The organism is Pseudomonas zhanjiangensis, assembly GCF_041027545.1.
In the GTDB taxonomy this organism is placed as follows: Bacteria; Pseudomonadota; Gammaproteobacteria; order Pseudomonadales; family Pseudomonadaceae; genus Aquipseudomonas; species Aquipseudomonas zhanjiangensis.
The window spans coordinates 48,888-71,136 of sequence record NZ_JBFTEG010000003.1; the positions used below are offsets into that span (position 1 = coordinate 48,888).

Consider the following 22,249-nt stretch of genomic DNA (forward strand, 5'->3'; position numbering starts at 1 on the left):
CTGAGTTTAGAGGAACAGGGCTGGCCCAGGGCGCGCACCGTCGGGAAATTTTACCCCGACCTTGCGGATCCGGTGGCCGTCCATCGCCGCCACCGTCCAGGTCAGGTTCTGCCATTCGACCTGGTCGCCGATCACCGGTTCACCGCCGATCTCGTGGGCGATGAAGCGTCCCAGGGTCTGCTGGCCATCGACACCGTCCAGCTTCAGGCCATAGAGCGCCGCCACCGCGCTGAGCTGGGCATCGCCTTCGAGCACGAAGTCGCCGAAGAAACGCAGGTCCTGGCCGCGCTGCGGTGCCTGGCTGAACAGCTTGCCCAGGGCCGGCAGGTCATGGGCGTGGCCGATCACGCAGAGCAGGTCGCCGGCCTCCAGGCGCGTGCTGCCCCTGGGGTGGAGCAGCTGATTATGGCGGAACAGGGCGGCGATGCGGGTGCCCTCGGGCATCTTCAGCTCGCGCAGGGCCGCGCCTATGCACCATTTCTCGGCGCCCAGACGATAGAGGAACAGCTCCCACTGGCTGGTCGGGTGCACCTCCAGGCCTGCGCGCGACACCGGCGCCGGCTCGGGCGGTACCGTGACCCGCAGCCACTTGGCCACCCAGGGCAGGCTGGTGCCCTGCAGCAGCAGCGAGACCAGGACGATGAAAAAGGCCAGGTTGAAGAACAGCTGGGCGTTATCCAGGCCGGCCATCAGCGGGAACACGGCGAGGATGATCGGCACCGCGCCACGCAGGCCGACCCAGGCGATGAACAGCTTCTCGCGGTCGTGGAAGGCGCGAAACGGCAGCAGGCCGAGGTAGACCGACAGCGGCCGGGCGATCAGGATCATCCACAGGGCCAGGCCCAGCGCCGGCAGGGCGATGGGCAGCAGCTCGCGGGGGGTGACCAGCAGGCCGAGGACCAGGAACATGCCGATCTGGCTCAGCCAGGCCAGGCCATCGAGCATGTGCAGGATGCCGTGGCGCGAACGAATCGGCCGGTTGCCCAGCAGCAGGCCGCACAGGTAGATGGCCAGGAAGCCGCTGCCGCCGACCGCGTTGGTCAGGGCGAAGATGATCAGCCCGCCGCTGACCACCAGCAGCGGATAGAGGCCATTGGCCAGGCTCATGCGGTTGACCAGGTTGAGCAGCAGCCAGCCCGCGCCCAGGCCGAGGATGGCGCCGAGACCGAACTGCAGCACCAGCTGCACCGGCAGGTCCCAGCTGAAACCGCTCTGCCCCTTGGCCAGCATGGCGATCAGGGTAACGGTGAGAAACACCGCCATCGGGTCGTTGCTGCCGGACTCGATCTCCAGCGAGGCGCTGACCCGTTCGTTGAGGCCGCGTCCGCCCAGCAGGTTGAACACCGCGGCGGCATCGGTGGAGCCGACGATGGCGCCGATCAGCAGGCCCTCGATCAGACTCAGGTCGAACAGCCAGGCGGCGGCCAGGCCGGTCAGCCCGGCGGTGACCAGCACCCCGGCGGTGGCCAGCGACAGCGACGGCCAGAGCGCCACGCGAAAGCTGGAGACGCGGGTGCGCATGCCGCCATCGAGGAGGATTACCGCCAGGGCCAGGTTGCCGACCAGGTAGGCCAGCGGGTAGTTGTCGAAGACGATGCCGCCGGGACCGTCGGTGCCGGCGAGCATGCCGACGGCGAGGAAGATCACCAGGATGGGGATGCCGAAGCGCGAGCCGAAGGCGCTGACCAGGATGCTCAGGGCCACCAGCACTGCGCCGATCATAAACAGGCTGTTGATGGCGCTGGCGTCCAAGGCTTACTCCGGGAGAAGGGGCTGGCGACGCCGCGAGGCAGGCGTCTTGGCGGATTCTAACCCGCGGCTTTGCCGGCCTGTCAAAAAAACGCCCCGCACTGGGCGGGGCGTCTTGGGCGCTGTGGCAAGGCTCAGAACCAGCCGTCCTGCATGGCCAGGCAGCAGTCGTCGCGGGCCTCGAGCAGGGCCAGCTCGTGGTGGCAGGCCGGCACTTCCCAGGTCAGGAAATAGCGCGCGGCCTGCAGCTTGCCCTGGTAGAAGTCGCGGTCGGCGGCGTTGTCCGCACCGCCGTCGAGGCGCGCCAGGCCCTGTTCGGCGCGGATCGCCTGCTCCAGCCAGCGCCAGCCGATGACCAGATGGCCGAACACCTTGAGGTACAGCGCCGAGTTGGCCAGGCCCTGATTGACCTTGCCGGCCATCAGGTCGCCCAGCAGGGCCAGGGTCACCGCCGACAGGCGGGCCAGCAACTGCTCCAGCGGCTGGCGCAGGGCGCTCAGCGACTCGAACTGGCTGGCGCGCTGGCAGCAGTCCTGGATCAGCCTGACCAGCTGCTTGAGCGCCGCGCCGCCGTTCATCGACACCTTGCGCCCGAGCAGGTCGAGCGATTGGATACCGTGGGTGCCTTCGTGGATCGGGTTGAGGCGGTTGTCGCGGTAGTACTGCTCCACCGGGTAGTCGCGGGTGTAGCCGTGGCCGCCGAGGATCTGGATCGCCAGCTCGTTGGCCTTGAGGCAGAACTCGGAGGGCCAGGACTTGACGATCGGGGTGAGCAGGTCGAGCAGCTCCAGGGCGCTCTGGCGCTCCTCGGCAGTGGCCAGGGTCTGGGTGTCGTCGAACAGTCGCGCGGCGTACAGGCCGAGGTCGAAGGCCCCTTCGACGTAGGCCTTCTGGGTCAGCAGCATGCGCCGCACGTCGGCGTGCTCGATGATCGCCACCTGGCTCGAGGTCGGGTCCTTGCCATCCGGCAGGCGGCCCTGCGGGCGCTGGCGGGCATAGTCCAGCGAGTACAGGTAGCCGGCATAGCCGAGCATCACCGCGCCCATGCCGACGCCGATGCGCGCCTCGTTCATCATCTGGAACATGTAGGACAGACCGGCGTGCGGCTTGCCCACCAGGTAGCCGACGCACTCGCCGTTGTCGCCGAAGTTGAGCGCGGTGGAGGTGGTGCCGCGCCAGCCCATCTTGTGGAACAGGCCGGCCAGGGCCACGTCGTTGCGCGCCCCCAGGCTGCCATCGTCGTTGACATGGTATTTCGGCACGATAAACAGGCTGATGCCCTTCACCCCGGGCGGCGCGTCCGGCAGCTTGGCCAGGACCATGTGCACGATGTTCTCGCTCAACGGGTGGTCGCCGCCGGAGATGAAGATCTTGTTGCCGCGGATGCGGTAGCTGCCGTCGGCGGCCGGCTCGGCCTTGGTGCGGATGTCCGACAGCGAGGAGCCGGCGTGCGGCTCGGTCAGCGCCATGGTGCCGAAGAAGCGGCCCTCGATCATCGGCTGGAGGAAGCGCTGCTTCTGCGCCTCGCTGCCGAACGCCTCGATCAGGTTGGCCGCCCCCATGGTCAGCATGGCGTAGGAACTGGTCGCCGCGTTGGCCGACTGGAAGTGGGCGAAGCAGGCCTGCGACAGCAGGTTGGGCAGCTGCATGCCGCCCACCTCGAACTCGCGGGTGGCGTTGAGGAAGCCGGCCTCGAGGAAGGCGTCGACCGCCGGCTTGACCTCGGGTATCAGCACCGCGGCGCCGTCGACGAACTCGGGCTCATGCTCGTCGTTCTTGCGGTTGTGCGGGGCGAACAGCTTCTCGGCGATGCTGCGCGCGGTGTCGATGGCCGCATCGAAGGTCTCGCGGCTGTGGTCGGCGAAGCGCTCGCGCTGGGTCAGGGCTCCGGCATCCAGCACTTCATAGAGTTCGAAGGCCAGGTTGCGGGAGCTGAGCAGGGTCTCGGACATGGACGTTCCTCCAATGGGATGACGCCAGTCTAGGGTGGTGAATTATCCTCGCCTAGCATCATCCATTGGCGTGATAAAAGCGCCAAACCCCTGGCCTTGTGCGCGCTGGCCTCAGCCTTCGCCCTGGGCCTCGCGGTGCCGGCGCTCGGTCACCGGGATGCCGGCGATGCCCCAGTTGTCGGTGTCCACTTCGTCGATCACCACCACGGTGGTCGCCGGGTTCTTGCCCAGGACCTCGACCAGCAATTGGGTGGCGCCTTCGATCAGTTGGCGCTTCTGCTCGGCGCTGGCGCCTTCGCGGGTAATCTTGATGTTCACGTAGGGCATTGCAGTGCTTCCTGGGTGGTGGAGGGAAGGGGGACCCGGTACGACCAGGCCAGGGCCCAGAGCAGGGCGCCGAGGCCGAGGGCGAAACTCTGGGTGAGGCTGCCGCCATGGGCCAGCCACAGCTCGGCCAGCCAGGGGCCGGCCAGCTGGCTGCCGCCGTACAGGGCGATCAGCGCGGCCGAGAGGCGCGGGCCCTGGTGTGGGTGCAGGCTGCGCGCCAGGCGCTGGGTGAGAAACACGCTGCCGATGAAGCTGCCGCCGACCAGCAGCGCGCACAGGCAGACGCCAAGCGGCCCCGGCCAGAACAGCGGCGCGGCCACGCCCAGGGCCTGGGCGGCGTAGTTGAGCAGCAGCGTGCGGCGATCGCCGAGGCGCGCGCCGAGCCGGTTCCACAGGCCGATCGACAGCAGGCTGGCGGCGGCCGTCCACCACCAGGCGCCACTGAGCAGGCTGGAGTCCGCGGGCAGTTGCTCCTGGGCCAGGGCCGGCAGGAAGGTCATCGGCAGGATATAGCCGAGGCCGGCGCCGGCGTAGGCGAGAAACAGCGGGGTGCTGGCGCGATCGAACAGCGCCGTGGACGGGCGCCGGGCCGCCGGCGCGGGGGCCTGCACCCTGAGACGGCTCAGCAGCCAGGCGCTGAGCAGGGCCAGCGGCAGGGCCAGGGCCGCCGCCGGCCACCAGCGCTGGGCGCCGACCAGCCAGGTGGCCGGCCAGTCCGCGACGGCGCTGGAAAGCAGCAGGCCGCCGCCCAGGCCGAGGTAGATCAGGCCGCTGAGGCGGGTGCGCCGGTGCTGCGCCAGCCACTCCAGCACCAGCGCCGGCGCCTGGACGAAGACCAAGCCGTTGCTGATGCCATTGGCCAGGCGCAGCCAGAGCAGGGCGCTGTAGTCCTCGCTGGCACCCTGGGCCAGGGTCAGCAAGGCGTTCAGCAGCAGCGCCAGGGGCAGGGCCACGCGCATCTTCGCCGGGCTGTGCAGGGCCAGGGCGAGCAGGGCGCCGAGCAGGTAGCCGACGTAGTTCCAGGTGGCCAGGCGGGCACCCTGCTCGAGGCTGAGCAGGCCATCGTCGATCAGGTGCGGCAGCAGCGGGGTGAAGGCGAAGCGGCCGAGGCCATGCACCACCACCAGCGCGCCGGCGCCGGCCAGCAGGGCGAGGAAGAGGGCGCGGGGAGTCGCGTGGGGCATCGGCATTCGCTCGGCTGGAAACAGTGGCGTCACCTTAGCGATTGTGCCGAAACGACTGTTAGTGAAAAATACTGCGCATGGTTTTCACTTTTAGTGAGTTTTTCGCGTCGGAGGAGTCCTGTCATGTCGCCCTGGGAACGTCTCAGCCCGCAACTGCTTCGGCACTTTCTCGCGGTCAGCCGCACCGGTTCGCTCAGCGGCGCGGCCGAGCTGTTGCATTGCGTGCCGTCCAACGTCTCGGCGCGCCTGCGCCAGTTGCAGGAGCAACTGGGCGTCGCCCTGTTCCAGCGCCAGGCCCAGCGCCTGCACCTGACCCCGGCCGGCGAGCGCCTGCTGCCCCACGCCAAGCAGCTGGAACAGTTGTGCCTGGCCGCCTGGCGCAGCGTGCAGGAGGATGCCTGGGCCGGCGAGTTGCGCCTGGGCTCGATGGAAACCACCGCCGCGGTGCGCCTGCCCGAGGTGCTGGCGGCCTTTCACCGCGATGCGCCGCGGGTCGACCTGAGCCTGCTGACCGGCACCAGCCGCCACCTGATCGACGAGGTGCTGGCCGGGCGCCTGGACGCCGCCTTGATCGGCGGGCCCTTCGAACACCCGCACCTGCAGGGCGAGGTGCTCTGGCGCGAGGAGCTGGTGCTGGTGCTGCCGGCCGGGCGCGACCCCGAGCAGCTGTTGCGCCAGCCGCTGAGCCTGCTGGGCTTTCCCACCGGCTGCCATTACCGCGAACGCCTGGAGCGCTGGAGCGAGCGTCATGCGCTGCAGGTGATCGCCCGGCAGAGTTACGGCTCGATCGATGCGATCCTCGGCGGGATTGCCGCCGGCATGGGCGTCGGCCTGCTGCCGCGCAGCCTGCTGCAGTCGCACCCGCGCGGCCAGCTGGTGGCCTGGCAAAGCATCGAGGCGGACCTGGCGGCGGCACCGACCCTGCTGATGCGCCGCCGCGATGCGCCCGAGCATGCGCCGCTGGAGCGCCTGCTGGAACTGCTGCGGGCGCCATCGGCTTAGCGCGCCAAGCCCGGGTCGCCTGTTAAACTGTGCGACCCGAGGAGCCCCGTCACCATGAACTACCGTCACGCCTTCCATGCCGGCAACCACGCCGACGTGCTCAAACACCTGGTCCTGAGCCGCCTGATCGCCTTGCTGTCGCGCAAGGAGGCGCCCTTCGCCTATCTCGACAGCCATGCCGGCGTCGGCCTGTACGACTTGGCCGGCGACCAGGCCAGCCGCACCGGCGAATGGCAGCAGGGCATCGCCCGCCTGTGGCAGGCCAAGGACGTGCCGGACCAGTTGGTCGACTACCTGGAAGTGGTCCGCGCCATGAACCCCGACGGCGTGCTGCGCCACTACCCCGGGTCGCCGGAGCTGGCGCGCCTGCTGAGCCGCGAGCAGGACCGCCTGCAGCTCAACGAGAAACACCCGGAAGACGGCCGCCTGCTCAAGGAGAACATGGCCGGCGACCGCCGCGTGGCGGTGCACCTGGGCGAGGGCTGGCACGTGCCGCGGGCCCTGCTGCCGACCCGGGAGAAGCGCGTGCTGCTGCTGATCGACCCGCCGTTCGAGAAGGCCGATGAACTGGAGCGCTGCGTGCAGTCGCTGAACGAGGCGATCGGCCGCATGCGCCAGGCGATAGTGGCGATCTGGTACCCGATCAAGGGCCTCGATCAGCTGCGGCGCTTCTACCGTGATCTGGAGCAGAGCGCCGCGCCCAAGCTGCTGCGGGTGGAGCTCTATGTCCAGGCCACCGACGACGCGCAGCGCCTGAATGGTTCCGGCCTGGTGATCAGCAACCCGCCCTGGGGCCTGGAAGACGAACTGCGCCAGCTGCTGCCTTGGCTGGCCGAGCGCCTGGCCCAGGGCGAGAGTGGCTGGCGCCTGGACTGGCTGATTGCGGAGTGAGCCGGGGCCTCAGCGGCCCGGCGCCTGTGGCTCCACGTAGTAGCTCAGCTGCTGGCGTGGGCTGAGGTAGTCCAGCACCGCGGCCGGCAGTTCGCCGGGGCGCAGGCTGCGGGCGATCGCCAGGCCGGGCTCGTGCAGCAGGTCGAGAATCGCTGCCTCGTTCTTGGGCAGTCGCTCGTCATGCAGGATCAGCGTGGGGCGCAGCGGTTGTCCGGGGTTCATCCCCAGCACCAGGCCGTAGCGGCCGTCATCCAGTTGCACCAGGCTGCCCGGCGGGTAGACGCCCATGCAGCGGATGAATGCCTTGAGCGCCACCTCGTCGAAACGTTCGCGCTGCTGGGCGAACATCCTCGACAGCGCCTCGTGCGGGTTGAGGGCGTCTTCCAGCCTGAGCGGGTTGCACAGGTTGTCGAACTGGTTGGTGATGCACACCAGGCGGCTGAGGCGGCCGATATCGGCCTCGCGCAGCTGGCGCGGGTAGCCGCTGCCGTCGCAGTACTCGTGGTGCTCGGCGATGATCCGCAGCACCTCGTCATCGAGCATCAGGCGCTGGCCCATGCGCAGGCCGAACTCGGTGTGCAGTTGCAGCAACTGCAACTCGGGACGGGTCAGCGGCTCGCTCTTGAGCAGCACCTTGCTCGGTACCTCTAGCTTGCCGATGTCGTGTAGTAGTGCGCCCAGGCCGAGGACGTGAATGGCTTCGGCGTCGAGGCCAAGCTGGCGTCCCAGCAGCATGGCCAGCACCGTGACGTTGAGGGTGTGGGAGTGGGCCTGTTCGGCGGCCTTGCCGGTGATGGTGTGCAGCACCACCTCATGATCGCCGCACAGGGCCTCGACCAGCCCGCGCACCACCTCGCCCGCCTGCTGGATGGCGTGCTCGGGCTGGCCGCGCAGGGTCTGGTTGAGGCTCTTGACCTGCTGGCCGGCCTTGAGGAAGCGCTTGTCGACCTCGGCCAGGCGCTTGCGCAGGGCGCGCAGGGTGTCGGCGCGGGCCTGGCGCGCCGCTGCCTCGGCATCCACTGGCGGCGGCTGCGGCGCCGCCGCGGGGGCGGCCGTCGGCAGCGGCAAGGGTTCGCAGTCGCTGCGCGCCGGGTCATAGCGCAGGCGCTCCAGGCCCAGGGCGCGCAGGGCGTCGATCTGGCCCCGGTCCTTGATCTTGAAGCTGCTGCGGGCAAAGCCGTGTTGCCACCAGCTCAGGTCGAGCTGGACGAACAGGCCGATGCACAGCTGTTCGGGGCGAATATGCGGGTGCTCGGTCATGCGGGCTCGCGGGAGGCGCTAATGGCTAATGGCCAGGGAGTATATCCCCTGGCCTTGGCGCCGAATCAAGCCTGTCGGCTGGCCCTTCACGCCGGCAGGCACACCCCGGTGCCGCCCAGGCCGCAGTAACCGCCGGGGTTCTTCGCCAGGTACTGCTGGTGGTAGGCCTCGGCGTAGTAGAAGGGCGGCGCCTCGCGGATCTCGGTGGTGATCGGGCCGAAGCCGGCCTTCTCCAGTTCGGCCTGGAAGCGCGCCTGGCTGGCCTGGGCCGCCGCCAGCTGCTCGGCGCCGTAGCAATAGATCGCCGAACGGTACTGGCTGCCGACGTCGTTGCCCTGGCGCATGCCCTGGGTCGGGTTGTGCGCCTCCCAGAACAGCTTGAGCAGCGCTTCGTAGCCGATCTGCTGCGGATCGAACACCACCAGCACCACCTCGGCGTGGCCGGTCAGGCCCGAGCAGGTTTCCTCGTAGGTCGGGTTGGGCGTGTGGCCGCCGGCATAGCCGACCGCGGTGGTCCATACCCCCGGTTGCTGCCAGAAGCGCCGTTCGGCGCCCCAGAAGCAGCCGAGGCCGAAGACCGCCTGTTGCAGGCCGGCGGGAAACGGGCCCTGCAGCGGGTGGCCATTGACGTAGTGGGCCGCGGGCACCGGCAGGGGCGTGTCGCGTCCGGGCAGGGCCTGTTCGGCGCTGGGCAGCTCGAGTTTGTGGGCGAGTATTTGCGAACGCAGAGCCATAAGCCATTTCCTCAATTGGGGTATCTCGGTAGACCGCGCAGCAGGCGCGCCGTTACAGGCCGGTCATTGTAGCGGGCGGCAGGGGTAGCGCCTGAGGCTGTTGAGCAGCTCGCCCCCGGCGATGGGCCGGTCGAACAGGTAGCCCTGGCCGATATCGCAGTGCTGGCGGCGGAGGAAGGCCAGTTGCGCGGCGGTTTCGACGCCCTCGGCGACCACCTCGAGCTTGAGCTTGTGGGCCATGGCGATCACCGCCGAGGTGATCTCCATGTCGTCCTGGTTCTCCGGGATGTCCTTGATGAAGCTGCGGTCGATCTTGATCACGTCGATGGGAAACTTCTTCAGGTAGCTCAGCGACGAGTAGCCGGTGCCGAAGTCGTCCATCGCCAGGGTCAGGCCCAGGCTCTTCAGGTGGCTCAGCTGCTGGCGGGTGTCGTCGCTGGCTTCCAGCAGCAGGCTCTCGGTCAACTCCAGCTCGAGCTGGGCCGGGGCGAGCTGCTCCTCGCGCAGGATCGCGGCGATCGAGCCGACCAGGTCGGGGTCGGAGAACTGCTTGGGCGACAGGTTGATCGCCACCTGCAGGGTGCCGAGGCCGGCGGCGCTCAGCTGCTTGCTCATGCGGCAGGCCTGACGCGCCACCCACTTGCCGATGGGGATGATCAGCCCGGTTTCCTCGGCCACGCCGATGAACTGGTCGGGGCCGATCATGCCTTTCTCCGGGTGGAGCCAGCGCAGCAGCGCCTCCAGGCCGACCAACTGGCCGCTCTTCAGGCACAGCTTGGGTTGGTAGAACACCTGCAGCTGGTTCTGGGTCAGGGCGCGGCGCAGGTTGCTCTCGACGAACAGCTTGTTGTCGGCCTCGGCATTCAGCGCCTCGGTGAACACCTGCAGCTGGTGCTTGCCGTTGGCCTTGGCCTTGTGCAGCGCCAGGCCGGCATGCTTCATCAGGGTCTGCGGGTCGTGGCCGTGCTCCGGGGTGCAGGCCAGGCCCACCGAGCCGGTAACGCTGATCAGCTGGTTGTCGACGAACAGCGGCTTGTCCAGGGTGCTCAGTACCAGGCGGGCCAGTTGCTGGGCCCGGGGCAGGTCGGCGCCGGGCTGGAGGATGGCGAATTCGTTGCTGGCGAAACGGGCGATGATGTCGTCGGCGCCGAGGCTGTTGCGCAGGCGCCGGGACAGGCTGACCAGCAGCTTGTCGCCGGTCTGGTGGCCGAGGCTGTCGTTGATCCGCTTGAAGTTGTCGATGTCGACCAGCAGCAGGCTGATCGGACGCTGGTCGGCGGCGGCGAAGCGATTTTCCAGGGCGCGGATGAAGGCGTAGCGATTGCCCAGGCCGGTGAGGTTGTCGGTGAAGGCCAGGTGCTCGATGCGTTGCTGGGCCTGATGGCTCTCGGTGACGTCCTCGTAGATGCCGATATAGTGGGTCAGGTTGCCGTCCTGGTCGTGCACCTTGGACAGCGACAGCTGCCCCCAGTAGGGCTGCAGGTTCTTGCGCCGGCACTGGAAGCCGCCCTGCCAGCTGTTGTGCTGGGACAGGTTGGCGTGGGCGTCGAACAGCAGGTCGGCGAGGTTCTCCAGGGCCGGCAGCTCCGACAGGCGGCGGCCCTGGACCTCGTCGGCGCTGTACAGGGTGATGGCGGTGAAGCTGGGGTTGACGTACTCCACCCGGCCATCGCGATCGACCAGGATAAAGGCGCTGGCGCTCTGCTCCACGGCACGCTGGAACAGATGCAGGGAGCTGGCCGCCGAACGCCGTTGCTGGTCGTTGAGAACCTGGGCGTATTGATCGGCCAGCTCGCCGGCGAAGGCGATTTCGTCCGCCTGCCAGGCGCGCGGGGGGCCGACGTGTTCCAGGCAGAGCACGCCCACGACTTCGCCGCCGACGCGGATGCTGGCGTCGAGCAGGGCGCCGATGCCCTGGGGTTCCAGGTAGTCCTCGCGCAGCTCGCGGGTGCGCGGGTCGCGCCAGGCATCGTCGGCGTCGATCGCACGGCCGTCCTGCAGTGCCCGCAGGTAGGCCGGGTAGGCGCAGGCGGGGATCGGTGGCGGCGCTTCGTGGCTGGCGCTGTCGCTGCGGTAGAGGGTGACCGGGCTGAGGCTGCCGCCGGACAGCGTCCAGATGCTGGCGCGGGCCACCGCACAGGTCTCGCAGGCGCTGCGGGTGATCAGCTCGGCGGCCTCCAGCAGCGGGTCGGCGCTGCTGTAGCGGTGGCGCGCCAGCTGCAGGATCTGCTGTTGCTGGTCGCGCGCGCGTTGTTGATAGTCCTGCTGATCCTGCTGCGCGGCGGCCAGGGCTTCGTCACCAATCAGCAGGTAGCCGCGCAGCAGGTGGCGGCCATGCTGCTTGAACGGCTCGCCCAGCTCCAGCAGGTCGAGCGCACCGAGCGGGGTGTGCAGGCGGTAGCGCACCCGATAGTGCCCGGCCTGCGCCAGTTGCAGCTGGATGGCGTCATGCAGGCGGTAGCGCACCGCCGGTTCCATCAGGCTGGCGTAGGGCGAGTCGATCAGGGCGCAGAGCCCGCTGGCGCTGACGCCGAGCTGGCGATCGCAGGCGGGGTCGAGATAGAGCAGGGTCCAGCTGGCCTCGTTGAGTCGCTCGAAGCGCAACAGGCCGAGCTGGGTGGGCACTGGCAACTGTGTCACAACCTCGGCCGCAAACTGGCTTGCGGCATCGGGACGGCTTTTCATTGGGCGGCTGGCTTCCAGTATGCTGGACGGGTCGAACTTTCGGCCTACGTCACTACCGAGTCGAGTAAGGGTGCATGATGGCAATGCGACTGACAAGAAATCTACTGCCTGCCCTGCTGTTGGGTGCCTGCCTGGGGGGCACCCCGCTGTTGGCCGCCGAGCCGGCGTCGGGTTTGAGCGGCGGTGAGCAGGCCGGCTACCTGGCCGAGCTGAAGCGCCTCTATCTGACCCAGAACGAGCGCCAGGCGCTGCTCGCCCACAGCAACGACCTGCTGCGCACCTATGCCCTGCGCGCCGCCTACCAGGTCGGCCAGGCGCAGCGCCAGGACCTGCTGTATCAGCTGCGCGTGGACAGCCCCGGCGAGCTGCTGGTGCGCGAGCAGATCGGCGATCCGCAGAGCGGCGATGTCGCCGTGCACAATAGGCGCATCAGCCTGTTCGGCGTCGACCCCTTCATTCGCTACGACTGCCCGCCGAGCGGCATCAGCTGCGTGTTCTATCACCCGGCCGATGGCAGCCCGCTGCTGACCATAGTGCGCGACCACCAGGGCGCTGCCGAGTTGGCCAAGGCCCTGAGCTTCCTGATCCGCAACCTGCAGAAGGGCTGAGCGAAGCCTGTCGACTTGATGCACATCAATGCCGTCCGGCGCCGCTTTGCTCCAATGACAGGCAGAGGATTGGTTTCGACCGGCTGGCGCGGGTCGCAGCGGGCCGGTGTCCTCGCTCGACGCGGAGGGACGCTGCATGGCGCAGCCCTGTTGGCAGCACCTCGAGCACGGCGCCGATATCGGCGTGCGCGGTTGCGCCGACTCGCTGCCCGAGGCATTCGCCCAGGCGGCGCTGGCGCTGACCGCCTTGATCACCGAGCCGGCGGCCATCGTCGAGCGTGAGGCGGTGCGCATCGATTGCCGCGAGGCCGATCCGGAGCTGCTGCTGTACGACTGGCTGAACGCGCTGGTCTATGCGATGGCCACCCGCGGGCTGCTGTTCGGCCGCTTCCAGGTGAGTATCGAGGCGGACCACCTGCAGGCGACGGCCTATGGCGAAGCCGTGGACCGCCAGCGCCACCGCCCGGCGGTCGAGGTCAAGGGCGCCACCATGACCGGCCTCCAGGTGCGACCGGCCACGCCGGGAGGCTGGATCGTCGAATGCATCGTTGACGTCTGAACCGGCGGAGGTGGACGACGATGGATATGCACAGGCTCGAGGCTCTGAACGACTACAGCTGGCGCATCCCCCGGCAGGGCGCGATGCGCGTGCCGGCGGTGATTTTCGCCAGTGGCGCGCTGATCGAGGCCATGGATGACAAGGTCTGCGAGCAGGCCAGCCGGGTCGCCGCCCTGCCGGGCATCGTCGAGGCCGTCTATGTCATGCCCGATGCGCACTGGGGCTATGGCTTCCCGATCGGCGGTGTCGCCGCATTCGACGCCGAGGCCGGGGGCGTGGTCTCCGCCGGCGGCGTCGGCTTCGATATTTCCTGTGGGGTCCGTATGCTGCACACCGGGCTGGTGGCCGACGACATCCTCGGCGTCCAGCCAGCCCTGGCCGATGCGCTGTTCCGTGACATCCCCGCCGGGGTCGGCAGCCATGGCGTGTTACGCCTCGGGGCCAAGGCGATGGAGGCGATGCTGCGCGGTGGCGCCCGCTGGGCGGTGGAGCAGGGCTTCGGCACGCCCGAGGACCTGCCGTTCATCGAGGAGCATGGTTGCCTGGACGGCGCCGACCCGGCGGCGGTCTCGGTGCAGGCCAAGCGCCGACAGCGCGACGAGATGGGCACCCTGGGCTCGGGCAATCACTACCTGGAGGTGCAGCGGGTGGTGCAAATCTTCGATAATGACCTGGCGCAGGCCTTCGGCGTGCACCTGGGCGATATCAAGCTCAGCATCCACTGTGGCTCGCGTGGCTTGGGGCATCAGATCGGCACCGAGTTCCTGCGGCGCATGGCGGTGGCCGCCGCCGACTTCGGCATCCACCTGGCCGACCGCGAACTGGCCTGCGCGCCCATCGCCGCCGACCTCGGCCAGGAGTACCTGGGGGCGATGCGGGCCGCCGGCAATTGCGCCCTGGCCAACCGCCAGATCATCACCAGCCTGGCCCGCGAGACCTTCGCCCGGGTGCTGCCCAAGGCCCGGCTGAGCCTGCTGTTCGACGTGTCGCACAACACCTGCAAGCGCGAGACCCACAGCGTCGACGGCCGCCCACGGCAACTCTATGTACACCGCAAGGGCGCTACCCGGGCCTTCGGTCCGGGCCACCCGAGCCTGCCGCCGGTCTACCGCGCCGCCGGCCAGCCGGTGATGATCGGTGGGACCATGGGCACCGCCTCCTACCTGCTGGCCGGTACCGTCATGGGCATGGCGCGGGCCTTTGGCAGCGCCTGTCATGGCGCCGGGCGGGCCATGAGCCGGCGCCAGGCCGCCCGCCTGTGGAGTGGCGAGCGCCTGCGTGACGAGCTGGCCGCCCGCGGCGTGCTGATCCGTAGTCCGTCCTGGCGCGGCGTCGCCGAGGAGGCGCCGGCGGCCTACAAGGATGTCGACGCGGTGGCCGAGGCCGCCGAACGGGCCGGCCTGGCGCAGCGCGTCGCGCGTCTGCAACCGATGGTCTGTATCAAGGGATAGCGACGCGCGTGCGGTGGCAAATCGCCCCGGGTTGATTTCGATCAACACGGGCGGGCGGCGATGCTCCGCACTATGGTTCAAGGCCTGCGAGCCACCTCTGACCCACAGGGGAGAACATGCATATGCTCAACGTCAATCCCGATACCGTGTGCCGCCTGATCGCCCTGGCCCATGTGTTTCACGCCAAGGAGGCGGTGGTGATCCCCGAGGAGCCCACCAGCCCCAGCGATGACTGGGCGCGGCAGGTGCTCGCCGACCACGCCGACGATGAGGTGTTCCAGGAGTTCCGCTCGATCATCGAGGACCTGGAACCCGATCAGCAGCAGGAAGTCGTGGCCCTGCTCTGGCTGGGCCGGGGCGATGCGGCCCTGGACGACTGGGCGGGCCTGCTGGTGCAGGCGCGTGATGACTGGAATCCGCGCACGGCCGAATACCTGATTGCCCATCCATTTCTCGCCGAGCACCTGCAGGAAGGCCTGGATCTGCACGGCTATGCCTGCGACTGAGGCGTTCGCGGGGCGACGGTTCGACGATTCGACGCTGCGACGGGGTAACGCTGCGGCCAGCGCGGCAGCGGCCAGTTCCTGCGTGGCGGCAATTCAAACGAGGAGGGACTGCAAATGGCGACCTATATCATGCTCAGTCAGGCGGCCGCGGGGACCTTTGCCTCGCCCCAGGAATTCAAGCGGATGGCCGACGACGTGTCGGAGCGGATCAAGCGCGAATGCCCGGATGTGATCTGGGGCCAGAGTTTCTCCACCCTGGGCCAGTTCGATGTGGTCGATATCATCGAATCGGATGATCCGCTGCAGGTCGAGAAGGCGGCGATGATCATCCGCGCCTATGGCAAGGCCAATACCCAGACCCTGGTGGCCACGCCCTGGCGCGACTTCCTCGCGGCACTCTGACTCGACCGCGGGCGCCGAGTCAGCGCAGCAGGCGCCGCAGCTGCGCCAGGCTGCGGCTGTTGAGCGCGTCGGCCGCTTCCAGGCAGCCGCGCCGGGCCTGGCCGATGCCGAACTCGAGCAGGTCGAAGTCGCTGGCGCGGTGGGCATCGGAAGCGATGCTCAGGAGCACGCCCTGGTGCTTGGCCAGCCGGCAGCAGTGGTCGTCGAGGTCGAGGCGTTGCGGCTGCGCGTTGAGTTCCAGGAAGCAGCCGCGCTGCTTGGCATGCGCGATGACCCGTTCGATATCCAGCGGGTAGGGCTCGCGCTGCAGCAGCAGGCGCCCGCAGGGGTGGGCGAGGATGTTGAAGTGCGGCGAGTCCATGGCCCGCTGCAGGCGAGCGGTCTGTCGCGCCCGCGACAGCTGGTAATGGCTATGGACCGCGCCGACCACGATATCCAGGCGCGCCAGCAGCTCATCCGGCAGGTCCAGGCTGCCGTCGGCGAGGATCTCGACCTCGATTCCCTTGAGCAGGGTCAGGCCGTGCAGCTCGTCATTGAGCCGGTCGATCTCATCGAGTTGCCGTAGCAGGCGATCGGTGTCCAGGCCATGGGCAACGCTCAGGCGCCGCGAATGCTCGGTGATGGCCAGGTACTGCCAGCCACGTCGCTGGGCGGCCAGGGCCATCTGGCGCAGGCTGTCGTGACCATCGCTGGCGTTGGTGTGGCAGTGCAGGTCGCCGCGCAGGTCGTCCAGTTCGATCAATCGCGGCAGGCGGTTGTGCTCGGCGGCGTCGATTTCGCCGCTGTCCTCGCGCAACTCCGGGGGAATCGGCGGCAGGCCGAGCGCCTGGTAGATGTCCGCCTCGTTGCGCCCGGCCAGCTTGTTGCCGTCGCGGAACAGGCCATATTCGTTGAGCTTGCAGCCTTGCGCCTGGGCCCGGCGGCGCAAGGCGATGCCATGGGCCTTGCTGCCGGTGAAGTACTGCAGCGCCGCGCCGAAACTGTCGGCCGCGACGATTCGCACGTCGACCTGCATGCCGCCGCGCAGGCCCAGGCTGGCGCGGGTCGCGCCCGAGGCGAAGACCTCGGCGATGGCTGGAAAGCGCAGCACCGCGGCCATCGCCTGGCCGTCCTGGGCATCGGCCTGGAGCAGCACGTCGAGGTCGCCGACGGTATCGCGTCGACGTCGGTAGCTGCCGGCGATCAGGGCGCGCTCGACCAGCGGCAGTTGCTTCAGGTAGTCCAGCAGCGGACCGGCCTGGGCGGCCGCCTGGGGCAGCAGGTAGCGCTGCTGGCCGCTCGTGCGGCTGGCGAGCGCCCGGCGCAGCTTGTCCTCCAGGGTGCGACCGAAGCCGGACAGCCGGCGCACCCGGCCGCCGGCCACGGCCTCACGCAGAGCGGCCAGGGAGTCGACGCCCAGTTCGTGATAGAGCTGATGGGCGCGCTTGGGGCCGATGCCGGGCAGCTGCAGCAGCTCGCCGAGCCCGGGCGGGACTTCCCGGCGCAGCCGATTGAGCAGCTGGCACTCGCCGCTGCGCGCCAGCTCCGTGATCTTCTCCGTGAGGTCGTGACCGATACCGGGCAACTTGGGGAGTGCCTGGCCGGCGGCGATCCGCTCGGCCAGGGGGTGTTCCTCGCCACGCAGGGTGCGCGCCGCATTGCGGTAGGCGCGTATGCGGAACGGGTTGGCGTCCTGCAGCGCCAGCAGCTCGGCAATCTCCTCGAACACCTCGGCGATCTGCTGATTGTCCACGCCGATGGGCAATCCGGCCGCCTTGGCTGGGGCCGACATGGGCTGCTACTCGGGCCGCAGGCTGGACTCCTGCTGGCCCTGGTAGGTCGTCAGGCGCGCCAGGTCCTGCAGGCCCTCGGCGAGCACCCCGACCAAGTCGTCGGCGGCGATGATGCCGGCCAGCAGACCGCGGTCATCGACCACCGGCAGCCGGCGTACGCCGGCCTGGCGCATCTTGGCGATGACCGCGAAGACGTCTTCCTGCTCGTGCACCGTCAGCAGTTCGCGGCGCTGCAAGTCGCCGACGGCGATGCGCGACAGATCGCCTTCAGTGTTGGCGATCAGGTCCAGGACGATGTCGCGGTCGGTGATGATGCCTACCGGGAGGAAGCCCTGGTTGTCGGTGGGTTCGACCAATACTAGGTCGCCGACGTGGTGCTCGCGCATCAGGCGCGCCGCCACCAGGACGGACTCGCTGGGGGTGATGGCGACGATTTCGCGGCAGCAGTATTCGCCGATGGCCATGGTGTCGTCTCCTCGCGCCCGCTGGGTGGCGCATCTGCCGATGGGTACTTCGTACAGTGGCCGGCTACCCGGACGGATGCTTTGATCTGCATCAGCCAACGCCGAATCGATTCGCTGCGGCTGCCGTGTGCTCGTCGCCAGGCTTGCCAGGCGCAAAAAAACCCCGCCAGAGGGCGGGGCTGAGGTACGAGCGTGGCGTGCTCGAATACGGCTTGAGGCGGCGTACAGCCGCCCCGGGTGTTACAGCAGCAGGGTGCGGATATCGGCCAGCACGTCGCCCAGGCGCTTGGTGAAGCGCGCGGCAGCGGCACCGTTGATCACCCGGTGGTCATAGGACAGCGACAGCGGCAGCATCAGCTTGGGCTGGAAGGCCTTGCCGTCCCAGACCGGCTGCATGGTCGCCTTGCTCACGCCGAGGATCGCCACTTCCGGCGCGTTGACGATCGGCGTGAAGCCGGTGCCGCCAATATGGCCGAGGCTGGAGATGGTGAAGCAGGCGCCCTGCATGGCGTCGGCCGAGAGCTTCTTGGTCCGCGCCTTCTCCGCCAGTTCGGCGGCCTCGGCGGCCAGCTGCAACAGGCTCTTCTGGTCGACGTTCTTGATCACCGGCACCAGCAGGCCGTCCGGGGTGTCCACGGCGAAGCCGATGTGCACGTACTTCTTGCGGATGATCGCCTTGCCGCTTGGCGCCAGCGAGCTGTTGAAGTCCGGCAGTTCCTTGAGCAGGAAGGCGCAGGCCTTGAGTAGCAGCGGCAGTACGGTGAGCTTGACCCCGGCTTTCTCGGCCACGGCCTTCTGGGCGACCCGGAAGGCCTCCAGCTCGGTGATGTCGGCGGAGTCGAACTGGGTCACATGGGGCACGTTGAGCCAGCTGCGGTGCAGGTTGGCGGCGCCGACCTGCATCAGGCGGGTCATGGCCACTTCTTCCACTTCGCCGAAACGGCTGAAGTCCACTTCCGGAATCGGCGGAATGCCGGCGCCACCGCTGGCAGCGGCTGCCGGCGCTTCCTTGGCCTTGTGCATCATGGCCTTGACGTAGGCCTGTACGTCTTCCTTGAGGATCCGGCCTTTCGGACCGCTGCCGCTGATGGCACCGAGCTCGACACCGAAGTCGCGGGCCAGCTGGCGCACCGCCGGGCCGGCGTGCACCTTGCTGCCGGGGGAGGGCGCCGGGCCGCCGGTCACCTGGGCGGCGGCGGCCGCCAACTTGGCGATGGCATTGACCTCGGCGGCCACTTCCGGGGCGGCGCCGGCCGGCGTGCGATGCACGGCCGGAGCGGCTTCGGCCTTGTCCTCGGACGGTTTGGCGGCTGGCGCTGCGCCTGCGACCTTGAGCTTGAGGATCGGGTCGCCGGTGCCGACTTCGGCGTCCAGCTGGACCAGCACTTCCTCCACCACGCCGGCGGCCGGCGAGGGGATTTCCATGCTGGCCTTGTCCGATTCCAGGGTGATCAGCGACTGGTCGACCTCGACCTTGTCGCCGACCTTGACCAGTACTTCGATGACCTTGGCCTTGGCGGCCGAGCCGATATCCGGAACCTGGATGTCCTGAACCGAATCGCCAGGCGCGGCAGGTGCTTCGTCCTTTTGCGCCGGCTTGGCCTCGTCCTGCTTCTTGGTGGCTTCCTCGGAAGCCTGCTCGGACTTTTCGGACTTTTCGTCGTCCTGGTCGGCCCCCTCGGTCTCCAGCTCCAGCAGCTCGTCGCCTTCCTTCAGGCGATCGCCCAGCTTGACCTTCAGGCTCTTGATCACCCCGGCCTTGGGGGCCGGAATTTCCATGCTGGCCTTGTCCGACTCGAGGGTCAGCAGGCTCTGCTCGGCCTCGATGCGGTCGCCGACCTTGACCAGCAATTCGATGACTTCACCCTCACCACTGCCGATGTCGGGTACGCGGATTAGTTCGCTCACAATGCGTCTCCTTAGCAGTCCAGGGGGTTTTGTTTTTCCGGGTCGATGCCGAACTTGGCGATGGCCTCGGCCACTACCTTGGGTTCGATATCGCCACGGTCGGCGAGGGCTTCCAGGGCCGCCAGGACCACCCAGTTGCGGTCCACTTCGAAGAAGTGGCGCAGCTTCTTGCGGCTGTCGCTGCGGCCGAAGCCGTCGGTGCCCAGGACCTTGTATTCCTTGCACGGTACCCACTGGCGGATCTGGTCGGCGAACAGCTTCATGTAGTCGGTGCTGGCCACGACCGGGCCGCGGCGGCCGCCCAGGCACTGCTCGACATAGGTCTTGCGTGGCTTCTGTTCCGGGTGCAGGCGGTTGTGCCGCTCGACGGCCAGGCCGTCGCGACGCAGTTCGTTGAAGCTGGTAACGCTCCATACATCGGAGCCGACGTTGTACTGCTCGCGCAGGATCTTCGCCGCCTCGCGCACTTCGCGCAGGATGGTGCCGCAGCCCAGCAGCTGGACGTGGTGGGCGGCTTCCTTCTTGTCTTCCTCGAGCAGGTACATGCCCTTGATGATGCCGTCCTCGATGCCTTCGGGCATGGCCGGCTGCTGGTAGGACTCGTTCATCACGGTGATGTAGTAGTAGATGCTCTGCTGCTCTTCGATCATCTGCCGCGTGCCTTCGCGGATGATCACCGCCAGCTCGTAGCCGTAGGTCGGGTCGTAGCTGCGGCAGTTGGGGATGGTCGACGCCAGCAGGTGGCTGTGGCCGTCCTCGTGCTGCAGGCCTTCGCCGTTGAGCGTGGTGCGTCCGGCAGTACCGCCGATCAGGAAGCCGCGGGCGCGGCTGTCGCCGGCGGCCCAGGCCAGGTCGCCGATGCGCTGGAAGCCGAACATCGAATAGAACACGTAGAACGGCAGCATCGGCTGGTTGTGGCTGCTGTAGCTGGTGCCGGCGGCGATCCAGCTGGACATGGCGCCGGCCTCGTTGATGCCTTCCTCGAGGATCTGGCCCTTCTTGTCCTCGCGGTAGAACATCACCTGGTCCTTGTCGACCGGCTCGTACAGCTGGCCGACCGAGGAGTAGATGCCGAGCTGGCGGAACATGCCTTCCATGCCGAAGGTGCGTGCCTCGTCCGGGATGATCGGGACGATACGCTCGCCCAGTTCCTTGTCCTTGACCAGCTGCGAGAGGATGCGCACGAAGGCCATGGTGGTGGAGATCTCACGGTCGCCGGAGCCGTCGAGGATGGCCTTGAGGGTATCCAGCGGCGGGGTCGGGATGCTCACGCTCTTGACCCGGCGCTGCGGCACGAAGCCGCCCAGGGCGGCGCGGCGCTTGGCCAGGTACTTGGCCTCGGCGCTGCCTTCCTCGGGTTTGAAGAACGGCAGCTTCTCCAGGTCTTCGTCCTTGACCGGGATGTCGAAGCGGTCGCGGAATTTCTTCAGGCTGTCGACGTCGACCTTCTTGACGTTGTGGGCGATGTTCTTCGCCTCGCCACTGCCGGTGCCGTAGCCCTTGATGGTCTTGGCCAGGACCACGGTAGGCTGGCCCTGGTGGTTGACCGCCTGGTGGTAGGCCGCATAGACCTTGTAGGGATCATGGCCGCCACGGTTGAGCTTCCAGATTTCCTCGTCGGAGAGGTCTTCGACCATCGCCTTGAGTTCCGGCGAGTTGAAGAAGTGCTCACGCACGAAGGCGCCGTCTTTGGCCTTGTAGTTCTGGTACTCGCCGTCGACCACCTCGTCCATCCGGCGCTGCAGGATGCCGTCGCTGTCCTTGGCCAGCAGCGGGTCCCAGAAACGACCCCAGACCACCTTGTTGACGTTCCACTGGGCGCCACGGAACACGCCTTCGAGTTCCTGGATGATCTTGCCGTTGCCGCGCACCGGGCCGTCCAGGCGCTGCAGGTTGCAGTTGATGACGAAGATCAGGTTGTCCAGCTTCTCGCGGCCGGCCAGGGAGATGGCGCCGAGCGATTCCGGCTCGTCGCACTCGCCGTCGCCCATGAAGCACCAGACTTTCTGCTTGCCGGCAGGGATGAAGCCGCGGCTTTCCAGGTACTTCATGAAGCGTGCCTGGTAGATCGCCTGGATCGGGCCCAGGCCCATGGACACGGTGGGGAACTGCCAGAAGTCCGGCATCAGCCAGGGGTGCGGGTAGGACGACAGGCCGTTGCCATCGACTTCCTGGCGGAAGTTGTCGAGTTGCTCTTCGCTGATCCGGCCTTCCATGAAGGCGCGGGCGTAGACGCCCGGCGAGGCGTGGCCCTGGAAGAAGATCAGGTCGCCGCCGTGTTCCTCGGTGGGGGCCTGGAAGAAGTAGTTGAAGCCGACGTCATACAGGGTGGCGCTGGAAGCGAAGGTGCCGATGTGGCCACCAAGATCCGGGTCCTGCAGGTTGGTGCGCATCACCATCGCCAGGGCGTTCCAGCGGACCAGCGAGCGAATGCGGCGTTCCATGAACAGGTCGCCGGGCATGCGTGCTTCGTGAGTCAGCGGGATGGTGTTGCGGTAGGGCGTGGTGATCGCGTAGGGCAACTGGGAGCCACTGCGGGTGGCCAGTTCGCCCATACGGGTCATCAGATAATGTGCGCGGTCTTCACCTTCACGGTCGAGGACGGATTCAAGGGCGTCCAGCCATTCCTGGGTTTCGACGGGATCGAGGTCTTGCATGGCTTGCTCCAGGGCGGAAAGGCTTCCAGAATCGGAGGCCAGGGGTTCGTGGCCGGCTTCGTGAGCGGGGCACGTGAATTCTTGGATTTACCGGGGGTAGGACCGGCTCCGTGTAGTTTTACTACATATGGACGCCAA

The 22,249-nt window shown here is 68.1% G+C and carries 18 protein-coding genes; 7 read left to right on the forward strand and 11 right to left on the reverse strand.

From position 1 onward, the window contains the following. Window positions 1–6: 6 nt before the first annotated feature. The 4 genes from AB5S05_RS05045 to AB5S05_RS05060 form a co-directional block, all read right to left on the reverse strand. Window positions 7–1,752 (reverse strand): potassium/proton antiporter, encoded by a 1,746-nt coding sequence (locus AB5S05_RS05045; protein ID WP_369286394.1) that lies wholly within the window; start codon window positions 1,750–1,752, stop codon window positions 7–9. Window positions 1,753–1,883: 131 nt separating this feature from the next. Next, window positions 1,884–3,701, reverse strand: coding sequence for an acyl-CoA dehydrogenase (locus tag AB5S05_RS05050; RefSeq protein ID WP_369286395.1), 1,818 nt, complete (start codon window positions 3,699–3,701; stop codon window positions 1,884–1,886). 111 nt (window positions 3,702–3,812) lie between these two features. Then, on the reverse strand, window positions 3,813–4,028 hold the full coding sequence (locus AB5S05_RS05055; protein WP_369286396.1) for a 2-hydroxymuconate tautomerase family protein: 216 nt from the start codon (window positions 4,026–4,028) through the stop codon (window positions 3,813–3,815). Continuing rightward, window positions 4,016–5,212, reverse strand: coding sequence for a YbfB/YjiJ family MFS transporter (locus AB5S05_RS05060; RefSeq protein ID WP_369286397.1), 1,197 nt, complete (start codon window positions 5,210–5,212; stop codon window positions 4,016–4,018). The genes AB5S05_RS05055 and AB5S05_RS05060 overlap by 13 nt, the downstream gene beginning before the upstream one ends. A gap of 123 nt (window positions 5,213–5,335) precedes the next feature. Between AB5S05_RS05060 and AB5S05_RS05065 the strand changes: the two genes are divergently transcribed. After that, on the forward strand, window positions 5,336–6,214 hold the full coding sequence (locus tag AB5S05_RS05065) for a LysR substrate-binding domain-containing protein (protein ID WP_369286398.1): 879 nt from the start codon (window positions 5,336–5,338) through the stop codon (window positions 6,212–6,214). 54 nt (window positions 6,215–6,268) lie between these two features. Beyond that, the gene (locus tag AB5S05_RS05070) at window positions 6,269–7,105 is read left to right on the forward strand and encodes a 23S rRNA (adenine(2030)-N(6))-methyltransferase RlmJ (protein ID WP_369286399.1); all 837 of its coding nucleotides are present in this window, start codon (window positions 6,269–6,271) and stop codon (window positions 7,103–7,105) included. 9 nt (window positions 7,106–7,114) lie between these two features. Here the strand turns inward: AB5S05_RS05070 and AB5S05_RS05075 are convergent, their stop codons facing one another. The 3 genes from AB5S05_RS05075 to AB5S05_RS05085 form a co-directional block, all read right to left on the reverse strand. Next, window positions 7,115–8,365 carry an HD-GYP domain-containing protein gene (locus AB5S05_RS05075; RefSeq protein WP_369286400.1) on the reverse strand — a complete coding sequence of 417 codons (1,251 nt, stop codon included), beginning with the start codon at window positions 8,363–8,365 and terminating at the stop codon, window positions 7,115–7,117. An 86-nt stretch (window positions 8,366–8,451) separates the two neighbouring features. Beyond that, complete coding sequence (msrA, locus tag AB5S05_RS05080) at window positions 8,452–9,099, reverse strand: peptide-methionine (S)-S-oxide reductase MsrA (protein WP_369286401.1); 648 nt, start codon at window positions 9,097–9,099, stop codon at window positions 8,452–8,454. 63 nt (window positions 9,100–9,162) lie between these two features. Continuing rightward, a complete protein-coding gene (locus AB5S05_RS05085; RefSeq protein WP_369286402.1) occupies window positions 9,163–11,784 on the reverse strand; it encodes a putative bifunctional diguanylate cyclase/phosphodiesterase in 2,622 nt (873 codons plus the stop codon). A 77-nt stretch (window positions 11,785–11,861) separates the two neighbouring features. Here AB5S05_RS05085 and AB5S05_RS05090 point away from each other — a divergent pair, with 77 nt between their 5' ends. The 5 genes from AB5S05_RS05090 to AB5S05_RS05110 all read left to right on the forward strand — a co-directional run bounded on the left by AB5S05_RS05090 (window position 11,862) and on the right by AB5S05_RS05110 (window position 15,310). Beyond that, on the forward strand, window positions 11,862–12,392 hold the full coding sequence (locus AB5S05_RS05090) for a hypothetical protein (RefSeq protein WP_369286403.1): 531 nt from the start codon (window positions 11,862–11,864) through the stop codon (window positions 12,390–12,392). 136 nt (window positions 12,393–12,528) lie between these two features. After that, window positions 12,529–12,951, forward strand: coding sequence for an archease (locus AB5S05_RS05095; protein ID WP_369286404.1), 423 nt, complete (start codon window positions 12,529–12,531; stop codon window positions 12,949–12,951). 20 nt (window positions 12,952–12,971) lie between these two features. Continuing rightward, complete coding sequence (locus tag AB5S05_RS05100) at window positions 12,972–14,402, forward strand: RtcB family protein (protein WP_369286405.1); 1,431 nt, start codon at window positions 12,972–12,974, stop codon at window positions 14,400–14,402. Between the two features lie 116 nt (window positions 14,403–14,518). Continuing rightward, window positions 14,519–14,908: a DUF3775 domain-containing protein gene (locus tag AB5S05_RS05105; RefSeq protein WP_369286406.1), complete on the forward strand. Its 390-nt coding sequence runs from the start codon at window positions 14,519–14,521 to the stop codon at window positions 14,906–14,908. Between the two features lie 114 nt (window positions 14,909–15,022). Continuing rightward, complete coding sequence (locus tag AB5S05_RS05110; protein ID WP_369286407.1) at window positions 15,023–15,310, forward strand: GYD domain-containing protein; 288 nt, start codon at window positions 15,023–15,025, stop codon at window positions 15,308–15,310. A 19-nt stretch (window positions 15,311–15,329) separates the two neighbouring features. On the opposite strand, the gene polX is transcribed toward AB5S05_RS05110, so the two are convergent. The 4 genes from polX to aceE form a co-directional block, all read right to left on the reverse strand. Next, complete coding sequence (gene polX / locus AB5S05_RS05115) at window positions 15,330–17,081, reverse strand: DNA polymerase/3'-5' exonuclease PolX (RefSeq protein WP_369286408.1); 1,752 nt, start codon at window positions 17,079–17,081, stop codon at window positions 15,330–15,332. 6 nt (window positions 17,082–17,087) lie between these two features. Further along, a complete protein-coding gene (locus AB5S05_RS05120) occupies window positions 17,088–17,546 on the reverse strand; it encodes a CBS domain-containing protein (protein ID WP_369286409.1) in 459 nt (152 codons plus the stop codon). A 240-nt stretch (window positions 17,547–17,786) separates the two neighbouring features. Beyond that, the gene (aceF, locus tag AB5S05_RS05125) at window positions 17,787–19,454 is read right to left on the reverse strand and encodes a dihydrolipoyllysine-residue acetyltransferase (RefSeq protein WP_369286410.1); all 1,668 of its coding nucleotides are present in this window, start codon (window positions 19,452–19,454) and stop codon (window positions 17,787–17,789) included. 11 nt (window positions 19,455–19,465) lie between these two features. Continuing rightward, window positions 19,466–22,111 carry a pyruvate dehydrogenase (acetyl-transferring), homodimeric type gene (aceE, locus tag AB5S05_RS05130; RefSeq protein WP_369286411.1) on the reverse strand — a complete coding sequence of 882 codons (2,646 nt, stop codon included), beginning with the start codon at window positions 22,109–22,111 and terminating at the stop codon, window positions 19,466–19,468. Window positions 22,112–22,249 lie beyond the last annotated feature (138 nt).

What these genes read in the sequence shown, in the direction of transcription:
- AB5S05_RS05085 (WP_369286402.1), bottom strand. Translation starts at nt 11,784, where the DNA reads ATGAAAAGCCGTCCCGATGCCGCAAGCCAGTTTGCGGCCGAGGTTGTG.
- AB5S05_RS05065 (WP_369286398.1), top strand. Translation starts at nt 5,336, where the DNA reads ATGTCGCCCTGGGAACGTCTCAGCCCGCAACTGCTTCGGCACTTTCTC.
- AB5S05_RS05105 (WP_369286406.1), top strand. Translation starts at nt 14,519, where the DNA reads ATGCATATGCTCAACGTCAATCCCGATACCGTGTGCCGCCTGATCGCC.
- AB5S05_RS05095 (WP_369286404.1), top strand. Translation starts at nt 12,529, where the DNA reads ATGGCGCAGCCCTGTTGGCAGCACCTCGAGCACGGCGCCGATATCGGC.
- polX (WP_369286408.1), bottom strand. Translation starts at nt 17,081, where the DNA reads ATGTCGGCCCCAGCCAAGGCGGCCGGATTGCCCATCGGCGTGGACAAT.
- AB5S05_RS05120 (WP_369286409.1), bottom strand. Translation starts at nt 17,546, where the DNA reads ATGGCCATCGGCGAATACTGCTGCCGCGAAATCGTCGCCATCACCCCC.
- AB5S05_RS05050 (WP_369286395.1), bottom strand. Translation starts at nt 3,701, where the DNA reads ATGTCCGAGACCCTGCTCAGCTCCCGCAACCTGGCCTTCGAACTCTAT.
- AB5S05_RS05100 (WP_369286405.1), top strand. Translation starts at nt 12,972, where the DNA reads ATGGATATGCACAGGCTCGAGGCTCTGAACGACTACAGCTGGCGCATC.
- AB5S05_RS05075 (WP_369286400.1), bottom strand. Translation starts at nt 8,365, where the DNA reads ATGACCGAGCACCCGCATATTCGCCCCGAACAGCTGTGCATCGGCCTG.
- AB5S05_RS05055 (WP_369286396.1), bottom strand. Translation starts at nt 4,028, where the DNA reads ATGCCCTACGTGAACATCAAGATTACCCGCGAAGGCGCCAGCGCCGAG.
- aceE (WP_369286411.1), bottom strand. Translation starts at nt 22,111, where the DNA reads ATGCAAGACCTCGATCCCGTCGAAACCCAGGAATGGCTGGACGCCCTT.
- AB5S05_RS05110 (WP_369286407.1), top strand. Translation starts at nt 15,023, where the DNA reads ATGGCGACCTATATCATGCTCAGTCAGGCGGCCGCGGGGACCTTTGCC.
- msrA (WP_369286401.1), bottom strand. Translation starts at nt 9,099, where the DNA reads ATGGCTCTGCGTTCGCAAATACTCGCCCACAAACTCGAGCTGCCCAGC.
- AB5S05_RS05070 (WP_369286399.1), top strand. Translation starts at nt 6,269, where the DNA reads ATGAACTACCGTCACGCCTTCCATGCCGGCAACCACGCCGACGTGCTC.
- AB5S05_RS05090 (WP_369286403.1), top strand. Translation starts at nt 11,862, where the DNA reads ATGGCAATGCGACTGACAAGAAATCTACTGCCTGCCCTGCTGTTGGGT.
- AB5S05_RS05060 (WP_369286397.1), bottom strand. Translation starts at nt 5,212, where the DNA reads ATGCCCCACGCGACTCCCCGCGCCCTCTTCCTCGCCCTGCTGGCCGGC.